Annotated in this window: 16 protein-coding genes; 9 read left to right on the forward strand and 7 right to left on the reverse strand. The window is 68.7% G+C overall.

The features are described from left to right. Positions 1 to 967 precede the first annotated feature (967 nt). On the reverse strand, positions 968 to 3052 hold the full coding sequence (dnaA, locus tag OG199_RS21545) for a chromosomal replication initiator protein DnaA (protein WP_405830838.1): 2085 nt from the start codon (positions 3050 to 3052) through the stop codon (positions 968 to 970). Positions 3053 to 3446: 394 nt separating this feature from the next. On the opposite strand from dnaA, the gene rpmH reads away from it, so the two are divergent. From rpmH to OG199_RS21590, 9 genes are all read left to right on the forward strand, one after another. Continuing rightward, on the forward strand, positions 3447 to 3584 hold the full coding sequence (rpmH, locus tag OG199_RS21550) for a 50S ribosomal protein L34 (RefSeq protein ID WP_006381191.1): 138 nt from the start codon (positions 3447 to 3449) through the stop codon (positions 3582 to 3584). A gap of 18 nt (positions 3585 to 3602) precedes the next feature. Next, the gene (gene rnpA, locus OG199_RS21555) at positions 3603 to 3974 is read left to right on the forward strand and encodes a ribonuclease P protein component (RefSeq protein ID WP_168529052.1); all 372 of its coding nucleotides are present in this window, start codon (positions 3603 to 3605) and stop codon (positions 3972 to 3974) included. Further along, positions 3971 to 4324, forward strand: a complete 354-nt coding sequence (gene yidD / locus OG199_RS21560; RefSeq protein WP_351629478.1) for a membrane protein insertion efficiency factor YidD — start codon at positions 3971 to 3973, stop codon at positions 4322 to 4324. Before rnpA ends, yidD begins: the two co-directional genes overlap by 4 nt. A gap of 3 nt (positions 4325 to 4327) precedes the next feature. Next, positions 4328 to 5623, forward strand: a complete 1296-nt coding sequence (gene yidC, locus OG199_RS21565) for a membrane protein insertase YidC (RefSeq protein ID WP_356799496.1) — start codon at positions 4328 to 4330, stop codon at positions 5621 to 5623. A gap of 15 nt (positions 5624 to 5638) precedes the next feature. Beyond that, complete coding sequence (locus tag OG199_RS21570) at positions 5639 to 6148, forward strand: R3H domain-containing nucleic acid-binding protein (protein WP_356799498.1); 510 nt, start codon at positions 5639 to 5641, stop codon at positions 6146 to 6148. A gap of 118 nt (positions 6149 to 6266) precedes the next feature. Beyond that, complete coding sequence (rsmG, locus tag OG199_RS21575) at positions 6267 to 6983, forward strand: 16S rRNA (guanine(527)-N(7))-methyltransferase RsmG (protein ID WP_266700281.1); 717 nt, start codon at positions 6267 to 6269, stop codon at positions 6981 to 6983. 340 nt (positions 6984 to 7323) lie between these two features. Continuing rightward, a complete protein-coding gene (locus tag OG199_RS21580) occupies positions 7324 to 8397 on the forward strand; it encodes a ParA family protein (RefSeq protein ID WP_356799521.1) in 1074 nt (357 codons plus the stop codon). Further along, on the forward strand, positions 8394 to 9500 hold the full coding sequence (locus tag OG199_RS21585; RefSeq protein WP_356799502.1) for a ParB/RepB/Spo0J family partition protein: 1107 nt from the start codon (positions 8394 to 8396) through the stop codon (positions 9498 to 9500). The genes OG199_RS21580 and OG199_RS21585 overlap by 4 nt, the downstream gene beginning before the upstream one ends. A gap of 352 nt (positions 9501 to 9852) precedes the next feature. After that, positions 9853 to 10470, forward strand: coding sequence for a GNAT family N-acetyltransferase (locus tag OG199_RS21590; protein ID WP_168529046.1), 618 nt, complete (start codon positions 9853 to 9855; stop codon positions 10468 to 10470). Between the two features lie 139 nt (positions 10471 to 10609). Here the strand turns inward: OG199_RS21590 and trxA are convergent, their stop codons facing one another. The 6 genes from trxA to murJ form a co-directional block, all read right to left on the reverse strand. After that, a complete protein-coding gene (gene trxA, locus OG199_RS21595) occupies positions 10610 to 10942 on the reverse strand; it encodes a thioredoxin (protein WP_266700278.1) in 333 nt (110 codons plus the stop codon). Between the two features lie 43 nt (positions 10943 to 10985). Further along, entirely contained in the window at positions 10986 to 11951 is a 966-nt protein-coding gene (gene trxB, locus OG199_RS21600; protein WP_405830842.1) for a thioredoxin-disulfide reductase, read from the reverse strand. A gap of 184 nt (positions 11952 to 12135) precedes the next feature. Then, positions 12136 to 13095, reverse strand: coding sequence for a hypothetical protein (locus tag OG199_RS21605; RefSeq protein WP_405830843.1), 960 nt, complete (start codon positions 13093 to 13095; stop codon positions 12136 to 12138). Continuing rightward, on the reverse strand, positions 13092 to 13823 hold the full coding sequence (gene sigM / locus OG199_RS21610; RefSeq protein WP_356799509.1) for an RNA polymerase sigma factor SigM: 732 nt from the start codon (positions 13821 to 13823) through the stop codon (positions 13092 to 13094). The genes OG199_RS21605 and sigM overlap by 4 nt, the downstream gene beginning before the upstream one ends. 29 nt (positions 13824 to 13852) lie before the next feature. Beyond that, entirely contained in the window at positions 13853 to 15562 is a 1710-nt protein-coding gene (locus OG199_RS21615; protein WP_405830845.1) for a serine/threonine protein kinase, read from the reverse strand. Positions 15563 to 15680: 118 nt separating this feature from the next. Beyond that, positions 15681 to 17987, reverse strand: coding sequence for a murein biosynthesis integral membrane protein MurJ (gene murJ, locus OG199_RS21620; protein WP_356799513.1), 2307 nt, complete (start codon positions 17985 to 17987; stop codon positions 15681 to 15683). Positions 17988 to 18013 lie beyond the last annotated feature (26 nt).

Raw genomic sequence — 18013 nt, forward strand, 5'->3', positions numbered from 1 at the left:
CTGCACACACGATGCACAGCCTCGGGCCACTTCTCCCCAGCGCCGTCCCCAGCTTTACCCACGTTCCCCACAGCCCAACCTGGCACCTTGGTGTGACGCCTTTCACTCGACACGGTGAGAGGGCGCGTCTCGTTGCCGAACAGTGGACAGGGGTGTGGAGAAGCTGGGATTCACTGGGGACAACAGGCGCCGGTCTGTGGGTTGTCGGTGGACAACTCCGCGCACAGCCTGTGGATCATTTCTTTGTCCACAGTCTGTGGAGAGCGTTCGTCCACGAATCCACAGGGGGCTGACCTGGCCCGATGGTCCTACGACCGGACACCCTGTGGACACGATCGGGACAACTTCGCGGTCCCCAGGGTGTGGACGTCAGAAAGTCACCGAATCTGTGGAGAGTGGCCGTAACCCTGCGGGTATTCGAACAGATGGTGCCGAGTGCATGACCTCTGGACGACGCCGGGCGGCCTCTGAAAGCGGACGAGGAGTGCCTCGAAGAGGGCCGGAACGGCGTTCCGGAGCGTCTCGGGTGTCGCTTCCAGGGGCGTGGGGCGAAGCCGGAACGTGCCTGGGGGCGGAGTCGGAACGCGGGTGGGGGGGCGGAGTCGGCGGGTCTCGGAAGCGCTCGGCGGGCCGAGGGACGGGCGGACGCACGGGGAGCCGCGGCGGTCCGGAGACGTGGGGAGCCGATCCCCGGGACGCCCGCGGGGACGGCTGGGACGGTTGGGGACGGACGTCGGGGGTGGCCGGGAGAGCGGCGGTGGCGTCAGCGTCGGGGACGGACGCGGGTCAGCGTCGGGGACGGACGCGGGTCAGCGTCGGGGACGGACGCGGGTCAGCGTCGGGGACGGACGCGGGTCAGCGTCGGGGACGGACGCGGGTCAGCGTCGGGGACGGACGCGGGTCAGAAGCGGAAGGCGCCCGCGGGAGCGTGTCCCGGGGCGCCGTCGTCGGCGTACCGCCGTGTCCGTCAGGCGTTCTTGATGCGGTTGGTGAGCTCGGTGACCTGGTTGTAGATCGAGCGGCGCTCGGCCATCAGCGCGCGGATCTTGCGGTCGGCGTGCATGACGGTCGTGTGGTCGCGACCGCCGAACTGGGCACCGATCTTCGGCAGTGACAGGTCCGTCAGCTCGCGGCACAGATACATGGCGATCTGGCGTGCCGTCACCAGGACACGGCTGCGCGACGAGCCGCACAGGTCGTCCACCGTCAGACCGAAGTAGTCGGCGGTCGCCGCCATGATCGCGGTCGCGGTGATCTCCGGGGCCGAGTCCTCGCCGCCCGGGATGAGGTCCTTCAGGACGATCTCCGTCAGACCGAGGTCCACCGGCTGCCGGTTGAGCGACGCGAACGCCGTCACCCGGATCAGCGCGCCCTCCAGCTCGCGGATGTTGCGCGAGATCCGCGACGCGATGAACTCCAGGACCTCCGGCGGGGCGTTGAGCTGCTCCTGCACCGCCTTCTTGCGGAGGATCGCGATACGCGTCTCCAGCTCGGGCGGCTGGACGTCCGTGATCAGACCCCACTCGAAACGGTTCCGCAGCCGGTCCTCCAGCGTCACCAGCTGCTTGGGCGGCCGGTCGCTGGAGAGCACGATCTGCTTGTTCGCGTTGTGGAGCGTGTTGAAGGTGTGGAAGAACTCCTCCTGCGTCGACTCCTTGTCCGCCAGGAACTGGATGTCGTCGACCAGCAGGATGTCCATCTCGCGGTAGCGCTTGCGGAAGCTGTCGCCCTTGCCGTCGCGGATGGAGTTGATGAACTCGTTGGTGAACTCCTCGGAACTCACGTACCGCACACGGGTGCCCGGATAGAGGCTGCGGGCGTAGTGCCCGATCGCGTGCAACAGGTGCGTCTTGCCGAGACCCGACTCCCCGTAGATGAAGAGGGGGTTGTACGCCTTCGCCGGCGCCTCGGCGACGGCGACCGCGGCGGCGTGCGCGAAGCGGTTCGAGGCACCGATGACAAAGGTGTCGAAGAGGTACTTCGGGTTGAGGCGCGCGGTGGGCTCACCCGGACCGGATGCCGGCGCGGGCTTGGCGGCCAGCGGACCGGGGGCGCCGCTGGAACTCGGCAGCGAGGGGCCGCCGCGGTGCAGGTGGCCGCCGCCCGAGGACGGGTCCTGGAGGTCGCGGCGGTCGGGACGCTGGTCGTAGTCGGAGCGCGGCTGGTCGTAGTCCTGGCGCTGCTGCTCGTAGGGCGGGCGCTCCAGCGACTGCGGCCGGTAGTCCTGCGACGGCGAGGCGTAGGGGTCGCGCTCCGGGAAACCGAGGCGCTGCTGCTGCCAGCCGTAGTCGTCCTGGCCGTGCCGGGGCCAGGCACCGGGCTCCGGACGCTGGTAGTCCGGGTACGCGGGGCGGGCGGTCGGCAACTGGTCGGCGCGGCCGGGCGGCAGCTGGTCGCCGGGACCGCCGGGCAACTGCTCGGCGCGGCCTCCCCGGTGATCGCCCCGGTGGTCACCGCGGTGATCTTCACGCCGGTCTTCACGCCGGTCTTCACGCCGCTCGTCGCGTCGGTCGTCGGCGCGGTGGCGGCCGTACCCCTCGTACCCTTCGCGGCGCTGCGCGTCGTAGGCGTTGCGATCCTCACGACCCGAGTCGTAGCCGTTGCGGTCGTCGCGCCCCTGGGTGTCGTAGCCGGCGCGCTCGTCGCGGGCCTGGCCGCCGTAGGGGTTGCGGTCCTCGGCGTTCTGACCGTCGTAGGTGTCGCGGCCCTGGCCCGGACCCGAGGAGGACTCGGGCTCGTCGTACCGGGGCTGGACGGGAGGCGGCGGAGGCTCGCCCGCCGAGTCGTCGACGGTGATCGCGATGCGGATCGGGCGCCCGCACTCGCGGCTCAGCGTCTCGCTGACGATCGGCGCGAGGCGGCCTTCCAGTACGCCCTTCGCGAACTCGTTCGGAACGGCGAGCAGAGCGGTGTCCGCGACCAGTGCCAGCGGCTGGCAGCGCTTGATCCAGTGCTCGTCCTTGACCTCGACACCCTGCCCGCGGCCCTCACCGAGGAGTTGTTCCAGTACTCGTGGCCACACTGCGGCAAGATCGGCAGGTACGTCAGCCACAGGGCACGCTCTCTCACGGGTCCCACGAACGTGTGGTTCTGGGAACAGGTTGGGAAGTCAGTCGGGTGGGACGGGGAACAAAACCGCTGGGGCGGGGGGAAGGGAACGAATCGGAGTTCAGCCACGGTAGTCAGGGCGACCGCTGTGGTTCAAGTTGTTGTCCCCAGCCTGTGGATAGTGTCTCTCGCCAGGTGCTGGTTTGACCGGATGGCGCAGCCGCGCGTACCGTAACCAGGTCGAGTTGTCGATGGCTGCTGCCGCCTGCCTCCGATGGGCACAGATCGCGAAAAGTGATCGGGAAGCGGTGCACTCGGGCGTAAGCGAGCTACTCGTGGGCGCACGGTGACAGCCAGGACGGCACCCCGCCACCACCGATTCTTTCTGGAGCCCCCGAGTGAGCAAGCGCACCTTCCAGCCGAACAACCGTCGTCGCGCCAAGACCCACGGCTTCCGCCTGCGGATGCGCACCCGTGCCGGCCGCGCGATTCTCGCGAACCGCCGTGGCAAGGGTCGCGCGAGCCTGTCCGCCTGATCATTTACAGGTCATGACGTGCTGCCTTCCGAGCATCGGCTGAGGCGGCGCGAGGACTTCGCGACCGCGGTACGCCGAGGACGCCGGGCCGGACGCCCGCTCCTCGTCGTCCACCTTCGTAGCGGTGCAACGGACCCGCACGCGCCTGGGGAGAGCGCTCCCCCGACGCGTGCGGGTTTCGTCGTGAGCAAAGCCGTGGGTGGAGCCGTCGTACGCAACGCGGTGAAGCGCAGGCTTCGCCATCTGATGCGCGACCGGGTCGGCCTGCTGGCCCCCGGTAGCCTGGTAGTCGTACGAGCGCTGCCCGGTGCGGGCGACGCCGACCATGAACAGCTGGCCCAAGACCTGGATGCCGCTCTTCAGCGGCTGCTGGGAGGGGGCGCGCGATGAAGTACCCGCTGCTGGCTCTCATCAAGCTGTACCAGTGGACCATCAGCCCGCTGCTCGGGCCGGTGTGCAAGTACTACCCGTCGTGCTCCCACTACGGCTACCAAGCCATCGATCGGCACGGTGCGATCAAGGGAACGGCACTCACCGCCTGGCGCATCCTCCGGTGCAATCCGTGGTCGCTGGGTGGTGTGGACCATGTTCCGCCGCGCAAGCGTCCGCGGTGGCACGAGATGGTGCGCAACGCCTGGCGCGCACGCAAGGGCGGGACCTCCGCCGCCGAACCGGCCACCGGGGAGACCACTGCCCCGGGCCCGGCCGCCGAGACTCCGTCCCATGCTCAAGGAGCCTGATTAGTGGACACGATTGCCGGTTTTTTCAGCTTCATCACGACACCCGTTTCCTGGGTCATCGTCCAGTTCCACTCCGTGTACGGGAAGATCTTCGGTCCCGATACGGGCTGGGCCTGGGGCCTGTCGATCGTGTCCCTGGTGATCCTGATCCGTATCTGCCTGATCCCGCTCTTCGTGAAGCAGATCAAGGCCACTCGGGCCATGCAGACCCTGCAGCCCGAGATGAAGAAGATCCAGGAGCGCTACAAGAACGACAAGCAGCGCCAGTCCGAAGAGATGATGAAGCTGTACAAGGAGTCGGGCACCAACCCGCTCTCCTCGTGCCTTCCGATCCTGGCGCAGTCCCCGTTCTTCTTTGCCCTGTACCACGTGCTCAACGGCATCGCGACGGGCAAGACGATCGGCGTCATCGACGATCAGCTGCTCACCAGCGCCCGTAAGGCGCACATCTTCGGTGCCCCGCTCGCCGCGAAGTTCACCGACAGCGCCGACAAGGTCGGCCAGCTCAGCGCTCACATCACGGACGTCCGTGTCGTCACCGCGATCATGATCGTGCTGATGTCGGGATCGCAGTTCTACACCCAGCGTCAGCTGATGACGAAGAACGTCGACACCACGGTGAAGACGCCCTTCATGCAGCAGCAGAAGATGCTGATGTACGTCTTCCCGGTCATGTTCGCCGTCTTCGGCATCAACTTCCCGGTCGGTGTCCTTGTCTACTGGCTCACCACCAACGTGTGGACCATGGGTCAGCAGATGTACGTCATCCGCAACAACCCGACTCCGGGCAGCAAGGCCCAGGCCGCGTACCTGGAGCGCCTGCAGAAGCACGTCACGCACCACGGCAAGACCCGCAACCGGCGCGAGAAGACCATCGTCAAGACGATCGTCGGCAAGGGCCGCGACCGCAACGAGTTCGAGCGCAAGTTCATCAACGGTCTGACCAAGGCGGGCCTCGTCGCCCAGCCCGACGGCCTCGTGGTGAAGGGCGACAGCGCGACGGTCGTCGAGACCGAGGACGGCACCACGATCACCACCGGCGGCGGTGCTCCCAAGCGCCAGCAGCCGAAGCGTCAGTCCAAGTCCCAGCGCCAGTCGAGCACGACGACCGGCACGGCGAAGACGACGGACGAGTCCGAACCGAAGACCTCGCTGGTCAAGTCCGACGAGCCGCAGGACGCCAAGGCCGCCCCCAAGCCGGCGGGCGGTGGCAGCAAGCCGGGCGCCGGTACCCGCAGCAAAGCCCAGTCCGGACAGCGCAAGGGTCCACAGCGGCCCAAGTCCCCGTCCAAGAAGTAAGAAGGAGTCCATCCCGTGACGGAAGGCACCACCTCCGCCGCCACCGAGGGCGACACCATGACCCGCCTGGAGCAGGAAGGCGAGATCGCGGCGGACTACCTCGAGGGTCTGCTGGACATCGCCGACCTCGACGGCGACATCGACATGGACGTCGAAGCCGACCGCGCCGCTGTCTCGATCATCAGCGACGTCGCCGGCCGCGATCTGCAGAAGCTCGTCGGCCGTGACGGCGAGGTGCTCGAGGCCCTCCAGGAGCTCACGCGCCTGGCCGTCCACCGGGAGACCGGGGACCGCAGCCGGCTGATGCTGGACATCGCGGGCTACCGGGCCAAGAAGCGCGAGGAGCTCTCCGAGCTCGGCGCCAAGGCCGCGGCCGAGGTCAGGAGCTCCGGCGAGCCGGTGAAGATGAAGCCGATGACGCCCTTCGAGCGCAAGGTGGTCCACGACGCGGTGAAGGCCGCGGGTCTGCGGAGCGAGTCCGAGGGCGAGGAGCCGGAGCGCTTCGTCGTCGTGCTCCCCGCCTGATCGGTACGTACGTTCCCCCGGCCCCGTCTGTTGAGCAGGCGGGGCCGAACTTTGTCAGCCTGATAGTCCTGGTGGTCAGCGCTCCATGCGCTTATGCGGTACGGAAGGACGGTCCCCCGTGACGGAGGCAGCGGAGCTTCCTCCCGCGCCCGAGCAGGCGCGTGAGGTATTCGGTGATCGCTTCGCGGACGCGGTCCGGTATGCGGAGCTCCTGGCGGAGGCCGGAGTGCAGCGGGGTCTGATCGGCCCGCGCGAAGTGCCCCGCCTGTGGGAGCGGCACCTGCTGAACTGCGCGGTGCTCTCCGAGGTCGTACCCGAGGGCGTGACGGTGTGCGATGTCGGCTCGGGCGCCGGGCTGCCCGGTATTCCGCTCGCGCTCGTCCGCGAGGACATCAAGATCACGCTTCTTGAGCCGCTGCTGCGGCGCACGACCTTCCTCACCGAGGTCGTGGAGCTCCTCGGGCTCGACCATGTGACGGTGGTCCGTGGTCGTGCGGAGGAGGTCATGGGCAAGCTTCCCCCTGTCCACGTGGTGACAGCGCGGGCCGTGGCCCCGCTGGACCGCCTGGCCACGTGGGGGATCCCCCTGCTGCGCCCGTACGGCGAGATGCTCGCGCTGAAGGGTGACACCGCGGAGGAAGAGCTGAAGAGCGCCACAACGGCACTCAGCAAGCTCGGTGCGGTGAAGACTTCCGTGCTCCACGTCGGCGAGGGAGTGGTTGACCCGCTCTCCACCGTCGTGCGCGTCGAGGTCGGGGAGAGCCCGGGCGGTGTGCGTTTCGCGGCCAAGCGGGCCAAGGCGGCGCGCACGGGCCGTACGCGGCGCCGACGCTAGATCCCCCGCGAGGCTGGTCGACCTGGACTCCCGGCTCCGCGTGACGGAGCCGGGAGTTTTTCGTCACTGCGGCTGATCCGTCCTGACGACGAGCCGTACTCCACACAAGCTGCCCGACCATGTCACTCGGAGTGTCGCGCCGTCGTGGCCGTGACGGCCTTGCATCGTGTTTCACGTGAAACGTCGCTCACTGTTGCACGGCATCATCAGTCGCGGCCGGGCCGCGGCCGAACCCCGCGACCGGCAGCCCCTCGGTTCACTCCGAGAGGGGGTGGAGGTGTCCACAGAGGTGGATTTCTCCACAGAAGCACGGGCCTCGCTGGTTCACGACCCCGAAGGCATGGGAGGCTCTGTTCATTGCGAGCCTGAAGTCGAGGAGAGTGAATCCTTGCGGTCCGACGCCAACATCGCGGGACCGATGACCGATCCGGTCCCCGGTCCCCGTACCGAGTCGATGGGGGCGGATGTTTCACGTGAAACACCGCCTCCGATGGACGACACTCCCATCGGTCGTGCTGCCCAATTGGCGGTGGAGGCGCTAGGTCGCGCCGGCGAGGGCCTGCCCCGGCCTGAGCAAACCCGCGTCATGGTGGTCGCCAACCAGAAGGGCGGGGTGGGTAAGACCACAACGACGGTCAACCTTGCCGCCTCGCTGGCCCTGCACGGCGGTCGGGTCCTTGTGATCGACCTCGACCCTCAGGGCAATGCCTCCACCGCGCTGGGTATCGATCACCACGCCGAGGTTCCTTCCATCTATGACGTGCTGATCGACAGCAGACCGCTCTCCGAGGTCGTCCAGCCGGTCCCCGATGTGGAGGGACTCTTCTGCGCGCCTGCCACGATCGATCTCGCCGGTGCGGAGATCGAGCTGGTGTCCCTGGTGGCGCGGGAGAGCCGACTGGAACGAGCGATCCAGGCCTATGAGCAGCCGCTGGACTACATCCTCATCGACTGCCCGCCGTCGCTCGGTCTGCTGACGGTCAACGCGTTGGTAGCGGGCGCGGAGGTCCTCATCCCCATCCAGTGCGAGTACTACGCGCTGGAAGGCCTGGGGCAGCTCCTGCGCAACGTCGATCTGGTGCGGGGGCACCTCAACCCCAACCTTCATGTCTCGACGATCCTGCTCACCATGTACGACGGCCGGACCCGCCTGGCGTCCCAGGTCGCGGACGAGGTGCGCAGCCACTTCGGCGAGGAGGTGCTGCGGACCAGCATTCCTCGCTCGGTCCGTATCTCCGAGGCCCCCAGTTACGGGCAGACGGTGCTGACCTACGATCCAGGATCGAGTGGTGCCCTCTCGTATCTTGAGGCCGCCCGAGAAATCGCCCTCCGAGGAGTCGGTGTGGCGTACGACGCGCAGAACGCCCATGTGGGCGCACAGAACAGTCAGAACATTGTGGAGGGGATCCAGTGAGCGAGCGACGACGAGGGCTGGGGCGGGGCCTCGGCGCACTGATCCCCGCGGCTCCGACAGGGGAGAAGGCGGCTTCCTCGCCGGTGGGTGGACTCTCCACCTCACCGTCGGGCGCGCCTCTGCTCACCGCGGAGCGGGGAGTGGCGGCGGCGAAGGTGGCCACCCTGCCGCCTGTTGCGCAGGAGACCGAGGAGCCCTCGTCCAGCGGCGGCCCGGAGACGCCCGCCGCGCCGGTCGGTGCGCACTTCGCCGAGCTGCCGCTCGACTACATCACCCCGAACCCGCGTCAGCCCCGCGAGGTCTTCGACGAGGACGCTCTGTCCGAGCTCGTCACCTCCATCAAGGAGGTCGGGCTTCTCCAGCCCGTCGTCGTGCGCCAGGTGGGGCCGACGCGCTACGAGCTCATCATGGGCGAGCGGCGCTTCCGGGCCTGCCGTGAAGCCGGGCTCGACGCCATTCCGGCGATCGTGCGCGCCACCGAGGACGAGAAGCTCCTCCTGGACGCGCTGCTGGAGAACCTGCACCGTGCCCAGCTGAACCCGCTGGAAGAGGCGGCCGCCTACGACCAGCTGCTCCAGGACTTCAACTGCACGCACGACCAGCTGGCGGACCGGATCGGGCGCTCGCGCCCCCAGGTCTCCAACACCCTGCGTCTGCTGAAGCTGTCGCCGGCGGTCCAGCGTCGTGTCGCCGCCGGAGTTCTCTCCGCCGGGCACGCACGGGCCCTGCTCTCTGTCGCCGACTCGGAGGAGCAGGACCGGCTGGCCCACCGCATCGTGGCCGAAGGGCTGTCGGTACGGGCCGTCGAGGAGATCGTCACCCTGATGGGATCCCGTCCGCAGACCGCTACGCGCTCCAAGGGGCCCCGGGCCGGTGCTCGGCTCTCCCCGGCGCTCAGTGATCTCGCCACGCGCCTCTCGGACCGCTTCGAGACACGGGTGAAGGTCGACCTGGGACAGAAGAAGGGGAAGATCACCGTCGAGTTCGCCTCGATGGACGACCTCGAGCGGATCCTCGGCTCTCTGGCTCCGGGCGAGGGTCCCGTTCTGCAGAGGAGCCTCCTGGACGGCGACTCCGAGGACGCGGAGGACACGGAGGACTGAGCGTTCCGGGCCGGGAGATCAGGACTGAGCAGCCCGGCCCGGGAGATCTCGGATCAACCGACCGCGAGAGCGGGTCATGTCCGGTGTGTACCGGAACACGGCCCGCTCTTTGCTTTCTGACGGTATCGATGGAATCGCATCGTGGATACGATGCGATCGGGTACGGCGCATTCACCTGGGGCACCTTCATCGGGGAGGCAGGGGCCATGCAGAGCGTGAGCCGTACCGGACTGGTGACCGCGGGTCTGGGCCTGGGAGCGGTCGGCGGGTTCGTCGGTAGCCTGCTCAGGGAGCGAAGCGCTCTGACTGCCGCCCGCGGCGCCGCGGGCGAAGGAAGCGAGGAACATCCTTCATGGGGCGTCGGCTCGTACCGCTCACGCTGGACAACCTTCCGGATCTTCCCCAGCGCTGTCGGGCGTGCGTCTTCTGGGAGCTGGACCCCGTCAGTGGGGAAGCCGCGGTAAAGGCGGGAACGTCCGAGCTGGAGAAGGAGTCGTGGATCTCCGCTGTCCTGCTGGAATGGGGATCCTGCGGCCGCGTGGTCTATGTGGACGACGTGCCGGTTGGCTTCGTCCTATACGCACCCCCGGCATACGTCCCCCGCGCCACCGCGTTCCCCACGAGTCCGGTCTCACCGGACGCCGTCCAGCTGATGACCGCCTTCATCCTGCCGGGCTACCAGGGTCAGGGACTGGGACGGGTGATGGTCCAGACAGTCGCCAAGGATCTGCTGCGCCGGGGCTTCAAGGCGATCGAGGCCTTCGGGGACGCGCGTTGGAAGGAACCGGCCTGTCTACTGCCGGCGGACCATCTCCTGGCGGTGGGCTTCAAGACCGTCCGACCCCACCCCGCGTACCCACGTCTGAGGCTGGAGCTGCGGACGACGCTCTCCTGGAAGGAAGACGTGGAGATGGCGCTGGACCGCCTCCTCGGGGTCGTACAGAAGGAACCGGCACTTCGCCCGTTGTAGCCGGCGGCGCGCCCGTAGTCGGCGCTCTGTACCTGAGATCGGCGTCTGAGCCAGGCAAAGCGAATGGGCCAGCCCTCCAGGGCTGGCCCATTCGTGTTTCACGTGAAACACGCGCCGCTTGTGCGCGGCTGCTCACCGACTACTCGGTGATGAAGTCCTCGAGGTCCCGCACCAGCGCGGCCTTGGGCTTGGCGCCCACGATCGTCTTGGCGACCTCGCCACCCTGGTAGACGTTCAGGGTGGGGATGGACATGACGCCGTACTTGGCGGCCGTACCCGGGTTCTCGTCGATGTTCAGCTTGACGATTTCGATCTTGTCGCCGTACTCGGCGGCGATCGCCTCGAGGGACGGCGCGATCTGGCGGCACGGACCGCACCAGGCGGCCCAGAAGTCCACCAGGACGGGCTTGTCGCTCTTCAGGACGTCCTGCTCGAAGGAATCGTCGGTTACGTGCTTGAGGGTGCCGGCCACGGCGGGCTCCTTAACTGGTTGGTGCGGTGGGGCGGACGGGGGGTCAGACGGTGGCAGTAGCCGCGGCGTTCTCGCTGTCCGCGAGGGCAGCGAGGTAGCGCTCGGCGTCGAGGGCGGCGGAGCAGCCGGTGCCGGCCGCGGTGATGGCCTGGCGGTACGTGTGGTCGACGACGTCACCGGCGCCGAAGACACCGGTCAGGTTCGTGCGGGTCGAGGGCGCCTCGACCTTGAGGTAGCCCTCGTCGTCCAGGTTGAGCTGGCCCTTGAAGAGCTCGGTGCGCGGGTCGTGGCCGATCGCGATGAACAGACCGGTCACCGGCAGGTCGGAGATCTCGCCCGTCTTCAGGTTGCGCAGCTTCAGGCCGGAGAGCTTGGGGTCGCCCTCGATCTCGGCGACTTCGCTGTCCCAGACGAACTTGATCTTCGGGTCGGCGAAGGCCCGCTCCTGCATGGCCTTGGAGGCACGCAGGCTGTCACGGCGGTGGACGATCGTCACGGACTTGGCGAAGCGGGAGAGGAAGGTCGCCTCCTCCATCGCGGTGTCACCGCCGCCGATCACGGCGATGTCCTGGTCCTTGAAGAAGAAGCCATCACAGGTGGCACACCAGGAGACGCCGCGTCCGGAGAGGGCGTCCTCGCGGGGCAGGCCCAGCTTGCGGTGCTGCGAGCCCGTGGTGACGATGACGGCCTTGGCGCGGTGCACGGTCCCGGCGGTGTCCGTGACGGTCTTGATCTCTCCCGACAGATCGACGGCGACGATGTCGTCCGGTACCAGCTCAGCGCCGAAGCGCTCGGCCTGGGCCCGCATGTTGTCCATGAGCTCGGGGCCCATGATGCCGTCCTGGAAGCCGGGGAAGTTCTCCACCTCGGTGGTGTTCATCAGGGCGCCACCCGCGGTGACGGCGCCCTCGAAGACCAGCGGCTTCAGCGACGCGCGCGCGGTGTAGAGCGCTGCCGTGTAGCCGGCAGGCCCGGACCCGATGATGATCACGTTACGGACGTCGCTCACGGCTTCATTCCTCGTCTCTGGAGACTGCTACGTACTGCCGGTGGGAGCTTCTCTCAGAACTCTCACCCCACCCAACGGATACTAAGGGGCTTGCATTCCCGCTGTGTCCGGGCACACGGACATGGGGCACCGCACAGTGTTCCCAAGGGGTTCCTGGGGAAGGAGCGACTCTACGGGCACGCGATCAGGAGCGGGTGTACGAGTGGGTCAGCAGGAGCTTGCCGGGGGATGTGCCCCCGGGTTTCTCGCAGGCCGCGTCGACGATGTACGCCGTGACCTTCGTGTTGTCGGAGGTGTCCGGCAGCACGACGAGATAGACACTCGTTCCCTTGTACGTGCCCTTTTCCGCGGCGAGGACGGCCCCGGTGCTTCCGGTCCCCTGCTGGATGCAGTCGGGGATCTCCACAGCGGGCGTGATCAAGGTGTCCACTCCGGCGGAACCGTTGTCCGCCCCATTGGACTCGACTCCCCACGGATGCTTCGAGCCGCCGGAGCGGTCGCGGCCGTTCTTGTTCTTGGCGAGGAGATCGGTGACCCGGGTCTGCAACGTTCCTTCGGAGTAGGTGTCCTTCGACCCCTGCTGCGTTGCCGTAGGGCTCTTGCCGGAGCCGTCATCGCTCAGTGTCTGAAAGAAGATCGCACCCAGTCCCAGAGCGGCGGCGGTGAACGCTGCGCCGAGGAGCGCCACCTTGCGCCGCCCTGGACGTCCCCGACGTGAACGGCCCGGGCCGGTGGCCGCGTGGGAGTGCCCCGAGGGGCGGCTCACGGAGGGGGTGGTCTGCGTACCGGAGACGCCTGCGACCGATGTTTCACGTGAATCGGTGCCTGATGTTTCACGTGAAACATCGAGGCGCTGGTCGTCCGCCTCGGATGGGCGGCTGGATGCCGCGGTGCTCAGCAGCGCCTCCGCGGCCAGTGCGGCATCGATGCGGCCGGCCACGTCGTCGGGCATGCGCGTCGGTCCCGGCAGGGTGCCGAGCAGCCCCCGGATCTCCTCCAGGGAGTCGTACACGTCGGCGCAGAGCGCACAGTCGTCCAGATGCCGTCGAATGTCCGCGGTACGGGAAGGCGGCAGCAGACCTTCGGTGAGGTCGGAGATCTCCGCGACATCCGGGTGCCCGGCCGTATCCGTCGTGGATGTCACGCTCGCCCACCTCCGCCCTTCACAGCAGCTGAATCGCTTGGTCCCGCGTCTTGGGGACCCGCGTCGTGCGGCCCCGCTGCCGGTGGGACGGATGCCCCCTGCGTCCGGTTCCTTCCGTCGTCCGATCTGTTGCCGCCCGTACTGCTTCCCTTCTCCGAGCGGAGGTGGGCGAGCAGCGGGAGCAGTCTGGCTCTGCCGCGGGCGCAGCGGCTTTTCACCGTGCCGACGGGCACGTCGAGGACGGCTGCCGCCTCCGCCACGGGATAGCCCTGCATGTCCACGAGGACGAGGGCGGCGCGCTGGTCGGCCGGGAGGGTGCCCAGGGCCGTCACCAGTTCGCGGTGCAGGTCGTTGCGCTCGGCCGGAGCGGAGGCGGACTCGTGGGGTTCGAGGAGCTGTTCCAGCCGTTCGGTGTCGTCGACGGGGGAGGTCCTCCTGGAGGCGGCCTTGCGGGCGCGGTCCAGGCAGGCGTTCACGGTGATGCGGTGCAGCCAGGTCGTGACGGCCGACTGGCCACGGAAGGTATGAGCGGCCCGGTAGGCGGAGACCAGCGCGTCCTGGACGGCGTCAGCGGCCTCCTCGCGGTCTCCCAGCGTGCGCAGGGCCACCGCCCAGAGCCGGTCCCGGTGACGCCGCACGAGCTCACCGAAGGCCTCCGGGTCGCCGTCCACGTGACGGGCGAGGAGGTCCTGATCGCTTGCATCGGCGTACGCGGCTTCATCGGCCATCGAACCCCCTCCCCCTGCCTACGCGAGCGTCAGCCGGTGAACTTCACGTCGGTGATGGCCTGCTTGTAGCCGGCGTTGCTGTACTGGTCACCGGGCCCATAGGGCATCGCCGTGATCCAGAGCAGTACGTACTGACTCTTCACCTTCTTGCTGACCGTGATCTTCGCGGTCGTACCGCTCGTGGTGACGGTCCCGATCCTCGTCATCGAATCCACGGGCGTCGAAGAACTCGTCGAGTCGGTTGCGTACAGGCCGATCGCGGTGTGATCGCCGGGGTACCGGAGCCCTATGGAGGCCGCCGTGACGGTCTGCCGCGAGCCGAGGTCGTAGACGATGCCGACGCCGGGCTTGAAGGCCGGGTTCATCTGCGGACCGTCCACGAAGCTCTTGCTCCGCCAGTACGTCGAACTGTTCCCGTCGTACGTCTTGTCCACGTCCCCGGCCGCCTGTGGGGCGCCCTTGGCAACGTACTCCTGGGCGCCCTTGATGGTGATCGGCTTGACCGGCTTGGTCTTCTCGCTGTTCTTGTCGTTGCCGTCCGTCGTCCGCGTCGGCTGGGTGTCGTCGGACTTGCGATCCATCAGCGCGTCCGCGAGCTGCCAGCTGCCGAGGCCCAGGGCGGCGATGAGGAGGGCCGACACCGTCCACTTGAGGGCCTTGCCGGTGCGGCTCTGCAGCGGGGGCGGCGGGGTCGGCACCGGCTGGGTGGCGTGCGGCGTGGGGCGGCCGTAGCTGCCCTGCTGGTACGACGTGCGCTGGTACTCCGGCGGCGCGGTGAACGCGGGCTCCGGCGGCCGGATGCGGGGCATCTCGGCGATCGCCTTGACCAGCTCCTCCGGAGTCGTGCACGGGGACTCGTGGCGGGAGGCCGTCGCGCCGTCGTTCGCGAGCGCGCGCATGGCGAGCTCGGACAGGCCGCGATGGACGCCGGCCCGCACCTGGTCCGGTGCGATCAGGCCGACACCCTTGGGCAGCCCCGACAGGCCGTACGCGTCGTTCTCGTACGGCCAGCGCTGGGTGAGCGCGGCGTACAGGAGCGCGCCGATCGCCTCGGTGTCCGTGCGCTGGGGGGTGTTGGAGCTGATGCCGCGCAGCGCGGCGTTCACCGCGAGCCCACGGATGCGCCACTGGCCGCTCGACGTGCGCAGCACGGCGCTCGGGGTCAGCCGCAGATGGGCGAGGCCCTCACGGTGTGCGGCGGCCATGGCCTGGGCGACCTGGGTGACCATCTGGTAGGCCTCGTGGACCTCCAGCGGGCCCGCGGCCAGGAGTGCCGTCAGCTCCGTGGCGTCCGGCAGCCATTCGTGGACGACATAGACGAGATCGTTCTCCTCGACCGCGTCCAGGACCTGGACGAAGCGCGGGTCGCCCAGCAGGGCGGAGGACCGGGCCGCCGCCAGTACCGAGCGGGCCCGCGGATGGTCGGCGGGCAGCAGATGCACGCCGACGGCGCGACGCAGCTTCTCGTCCACCGCACGCCAGCTGCTGAAGCCGTCCAGACGGGTGACGCACTCCTCGAGGCGGTACCTCCTGGCCAGCTTGTGGCCGCTGTGCAGTTCCGGCGGTGAGACCTTCCCGGGACTTTCGGTCCCGCCGCTCCCCTGTGCCTCGTCGCTGTCCGTCTCCCGCTCCCGGTTCTGGGCCATCCCGTCGGACGTGGACTGGCCCGCCTTGGCGGTCAGCGGCTCATCGCCGCTGTTGTCTGCCACGTCGACGGCAGCCGTGCTCCGTTCCGCCACCGTCGTTCCCGCCTCCCCATTCATTGCGCGCTGTCCGACGCAGAAACCAATTGTGCCCACAGTCCGGCGCTATGCACGACACACGACGACGGACGATGGTTGTGCGCGTACCCCCGCCTCAGCGCCCCAGGCGCCCGCGGACCATTCCGACCATTGAATTGAGTTCTTCGATGCGCATCTTCCGCGCGGCGACGTAGAAGACGCCGAACAGGACGACGCTGCCGCCGAGCAGGGCGGCGAACGATCCGCCGACCCCCTGTCCCAGCGTCTGCGCGATCCCGTAGCAGGCGGCGCCGCTGAGCAGTGCCGCCGGGACCGAGGCGATACCGAGCCTGGCGTAGGTGCGCAGGACACGGGCGCCGTCCAGATCGCCGCCCAGCCTCTTGCGCAGCCTGTTCCAGGCGACCCCGACGCCGATCGCGTAGGCGAGGCCGTAGGAGGCGGCCATGCCGACGACGGCCCAGCGGGCGGGGAGCACGAAGTAGCACACGGCCGAGGCCGCGGCGTTGAAGACCGCCACGATGACCGTGTTGTAGAAGGGGGTCCGGGTGTCCTCGTACGCGTAGAAGGCACGGAGCACGACGTACTGCACGGAGAACGGGATGAGACCGAGGCCGAAGGCCATCAGCATGTAGCCCATGTTGGTGGCCGGCGCGATGCCCGAGGACCCGAAGATCAGGGTGCACATCGGAATGCCGAGGGCGAGGAAGCCGAAGGCGATCGGCACGATCGCGACAGCCGTCGTCCGCAGTCCCTGGGAGATGTCGTCGCGCACCGCCCCGCTGTCGCCCTCGTGCGCGGACCGGGAGATACGCGGCAGCAGGGCGGCCATCAGGGAGACCGTGATGATCGCCTGCGGCAGACCCCAGATCAGCTGGGCGTTGGCGTAGGCGGCGAAGCCGGTTCCCTTGACGGAGTGCTGGCCCGCGGCGGTGGACAGCTGGGTGACGACCATCGCGCCCGCCTGGTTGGCGAGGACGAAGAGCACGGTCCACTTGGCGAGCATCGCGGCCCTGCCGAGGCCGTGTCCCTTCCAGTCGAAGCGCAGTCGCAGCCTGAACCCGGTCTCACGCAGATACGGGATCATCGCCAGGGCCTGGACGACGAGTCCGAGGAGTACGCCGACGCCGAGGAGCCGCTGGCCCTCCGGCGGGATGTTCTCGACGGACATGTCGGAGTTCGCGGCGGTGCCGTACACCCAGATGAACATGCCGAGCGTCACGATGATGACGATGTTGTTCAGGACCGGGGTCCACATCATCGCGCCGAACTTGCCGCGCGCGTTGAGGACCTGCCCCATCACCACGTGGATGCCCATGAAGAAGATCGAGGGCAGGAAGTAGCGGGTGAAGGTGACGGCCACCTCGTTGGCGGCGGGGTTGGTGGCGACAGGGTTCGACAGCATGCGGACCAGGAGGGGCGCGGCGAGCATCGCGAGCGCGGTCAGCAGGCCGAGCGCCACCATGACCAGGGTCAGCAGGCGGTTGGCGAAGGCCTCGCCACCGTCGTCGTCATCCTTCATCGCGCGCACCAGCTGCGGCACGAAGACGGAGTTGAGACCGCCGCCCACGGTCAGGATGTAGATCATCGTGGGGAGCTGGTAGGCGACCTGGAAGGAGTCGCCCAGGAAGCCGAGCCCCAGCGCGGAGACGATCAGCGCGGAGCGGATGAAGCCGGTGAGCCGGGACACCAGGGTGCCGGCCGCCATGACGGCGCTCGACTTCAGCAGACCCGAGGCCCGCCCGCCCTTCTTCGGCGCGGCCGTGGGGGTGGCCGGCGCCGTGGGGGTGAGCTGCATCGTCTGCTCGGACATCGGGGCGGGCGGCTGCGCCGCCGAGCCCTGGTGCACGGACGGTGCCTGTGCTTGTGCCGGGGCGGCAGTGGCCTCCATGGACGGTCGGACGCCGCCCTGCCGCTGGTCACGGAAGAGGTGGGCGAACGCGTCGGTCTCGGGCTGCTGGTCGGCGGCCTGCGTGACGAGGTCGTCGACGCCGACGAACTGGGTGGTGCGGGCGTCCTCGCCGTACGGCAGGTGCCGGCTGGGACCCGCCGGTTCCGGCGGAGGCGTCTGGGCCCACACACGAGGGTCGGGGGCGTGCTGCGCGGTGGGCGGCTGGGCGTAGAGCGGCTGCTGCGGGTAGTGCGTCCCCGCCGGCGGCGGGGGGTGCGCGGCACGGTCGTAGAGCGCCTCGGTCACGGGATCCTGGGCGGCGAGATCCTGAGCCCCGTACGGGTCCTGGTCGTAGGCGTCCTGGAAGTACATGTCCGGGTAGTGCCCCTGAGGCACCTGTCCGGGCTCGGCCGGAGGTCCCTCCGGGTAGCCCTCGGGGTAGCCGGAGTTCCCCGCGCCCTGCTCGGGGCGGCCCTCGGGGTAGCCCGAGCCGCCCGCGCCCTGGCCGCGGTCACCGTCGTACGGCGCGTTCATGGTTACCCCACCTCATCGTCCCCGGG

It is taken from the genome of Streptomyces sp. NBC_01176 (assembly GCF_045039825.1).
Taxonomy (GTDB): Bacteria; Actinomycetota; Actinomycetes; order Streptomycetales; family Streptomycetaceae; genus Streptomyces.

What these genes read in the sequence shown, in the direction of transcription:
- yidD (WP_351629478.1), top strand. Translation starts at nt 3,971, where the DNA reads ATGAAGTACCCGCTGCTGGCTCTCATCAAGCTGTACCAGTGGACCATC.
- sigM (WP_356799509.1), bottom strand. Translation starts at nt 13,823, where the DNA reads ATGGCCGATGAAGCCGCGTACGCCGATGCAAGCGATCAGGACCTCCTC.
- OG199_RS21580 (WP_356799521.1), top strand. Translation starts at nt 7,324, where the DNA reads ATGGGAGGCTCTGTTCATTGCGAGCCTGAAGTCGAGGAGAGTGAATCC.
- OG199_RS21590 (WP_168529046.1), top strand. Translation starts at nt 9,853, where the DNA reads ATGGGGCGTCGGCTCGTACCGCTCACGCTGGACAACCTTCCGGATCTT.
- murJ (WP_356799513.1), bottom strand. Translation starts at nt 17,987, where the DNA reads ATGAACGCGCCGTACGACGGTGACCGCGGCCAGGGCGCGGGCGGCTCG.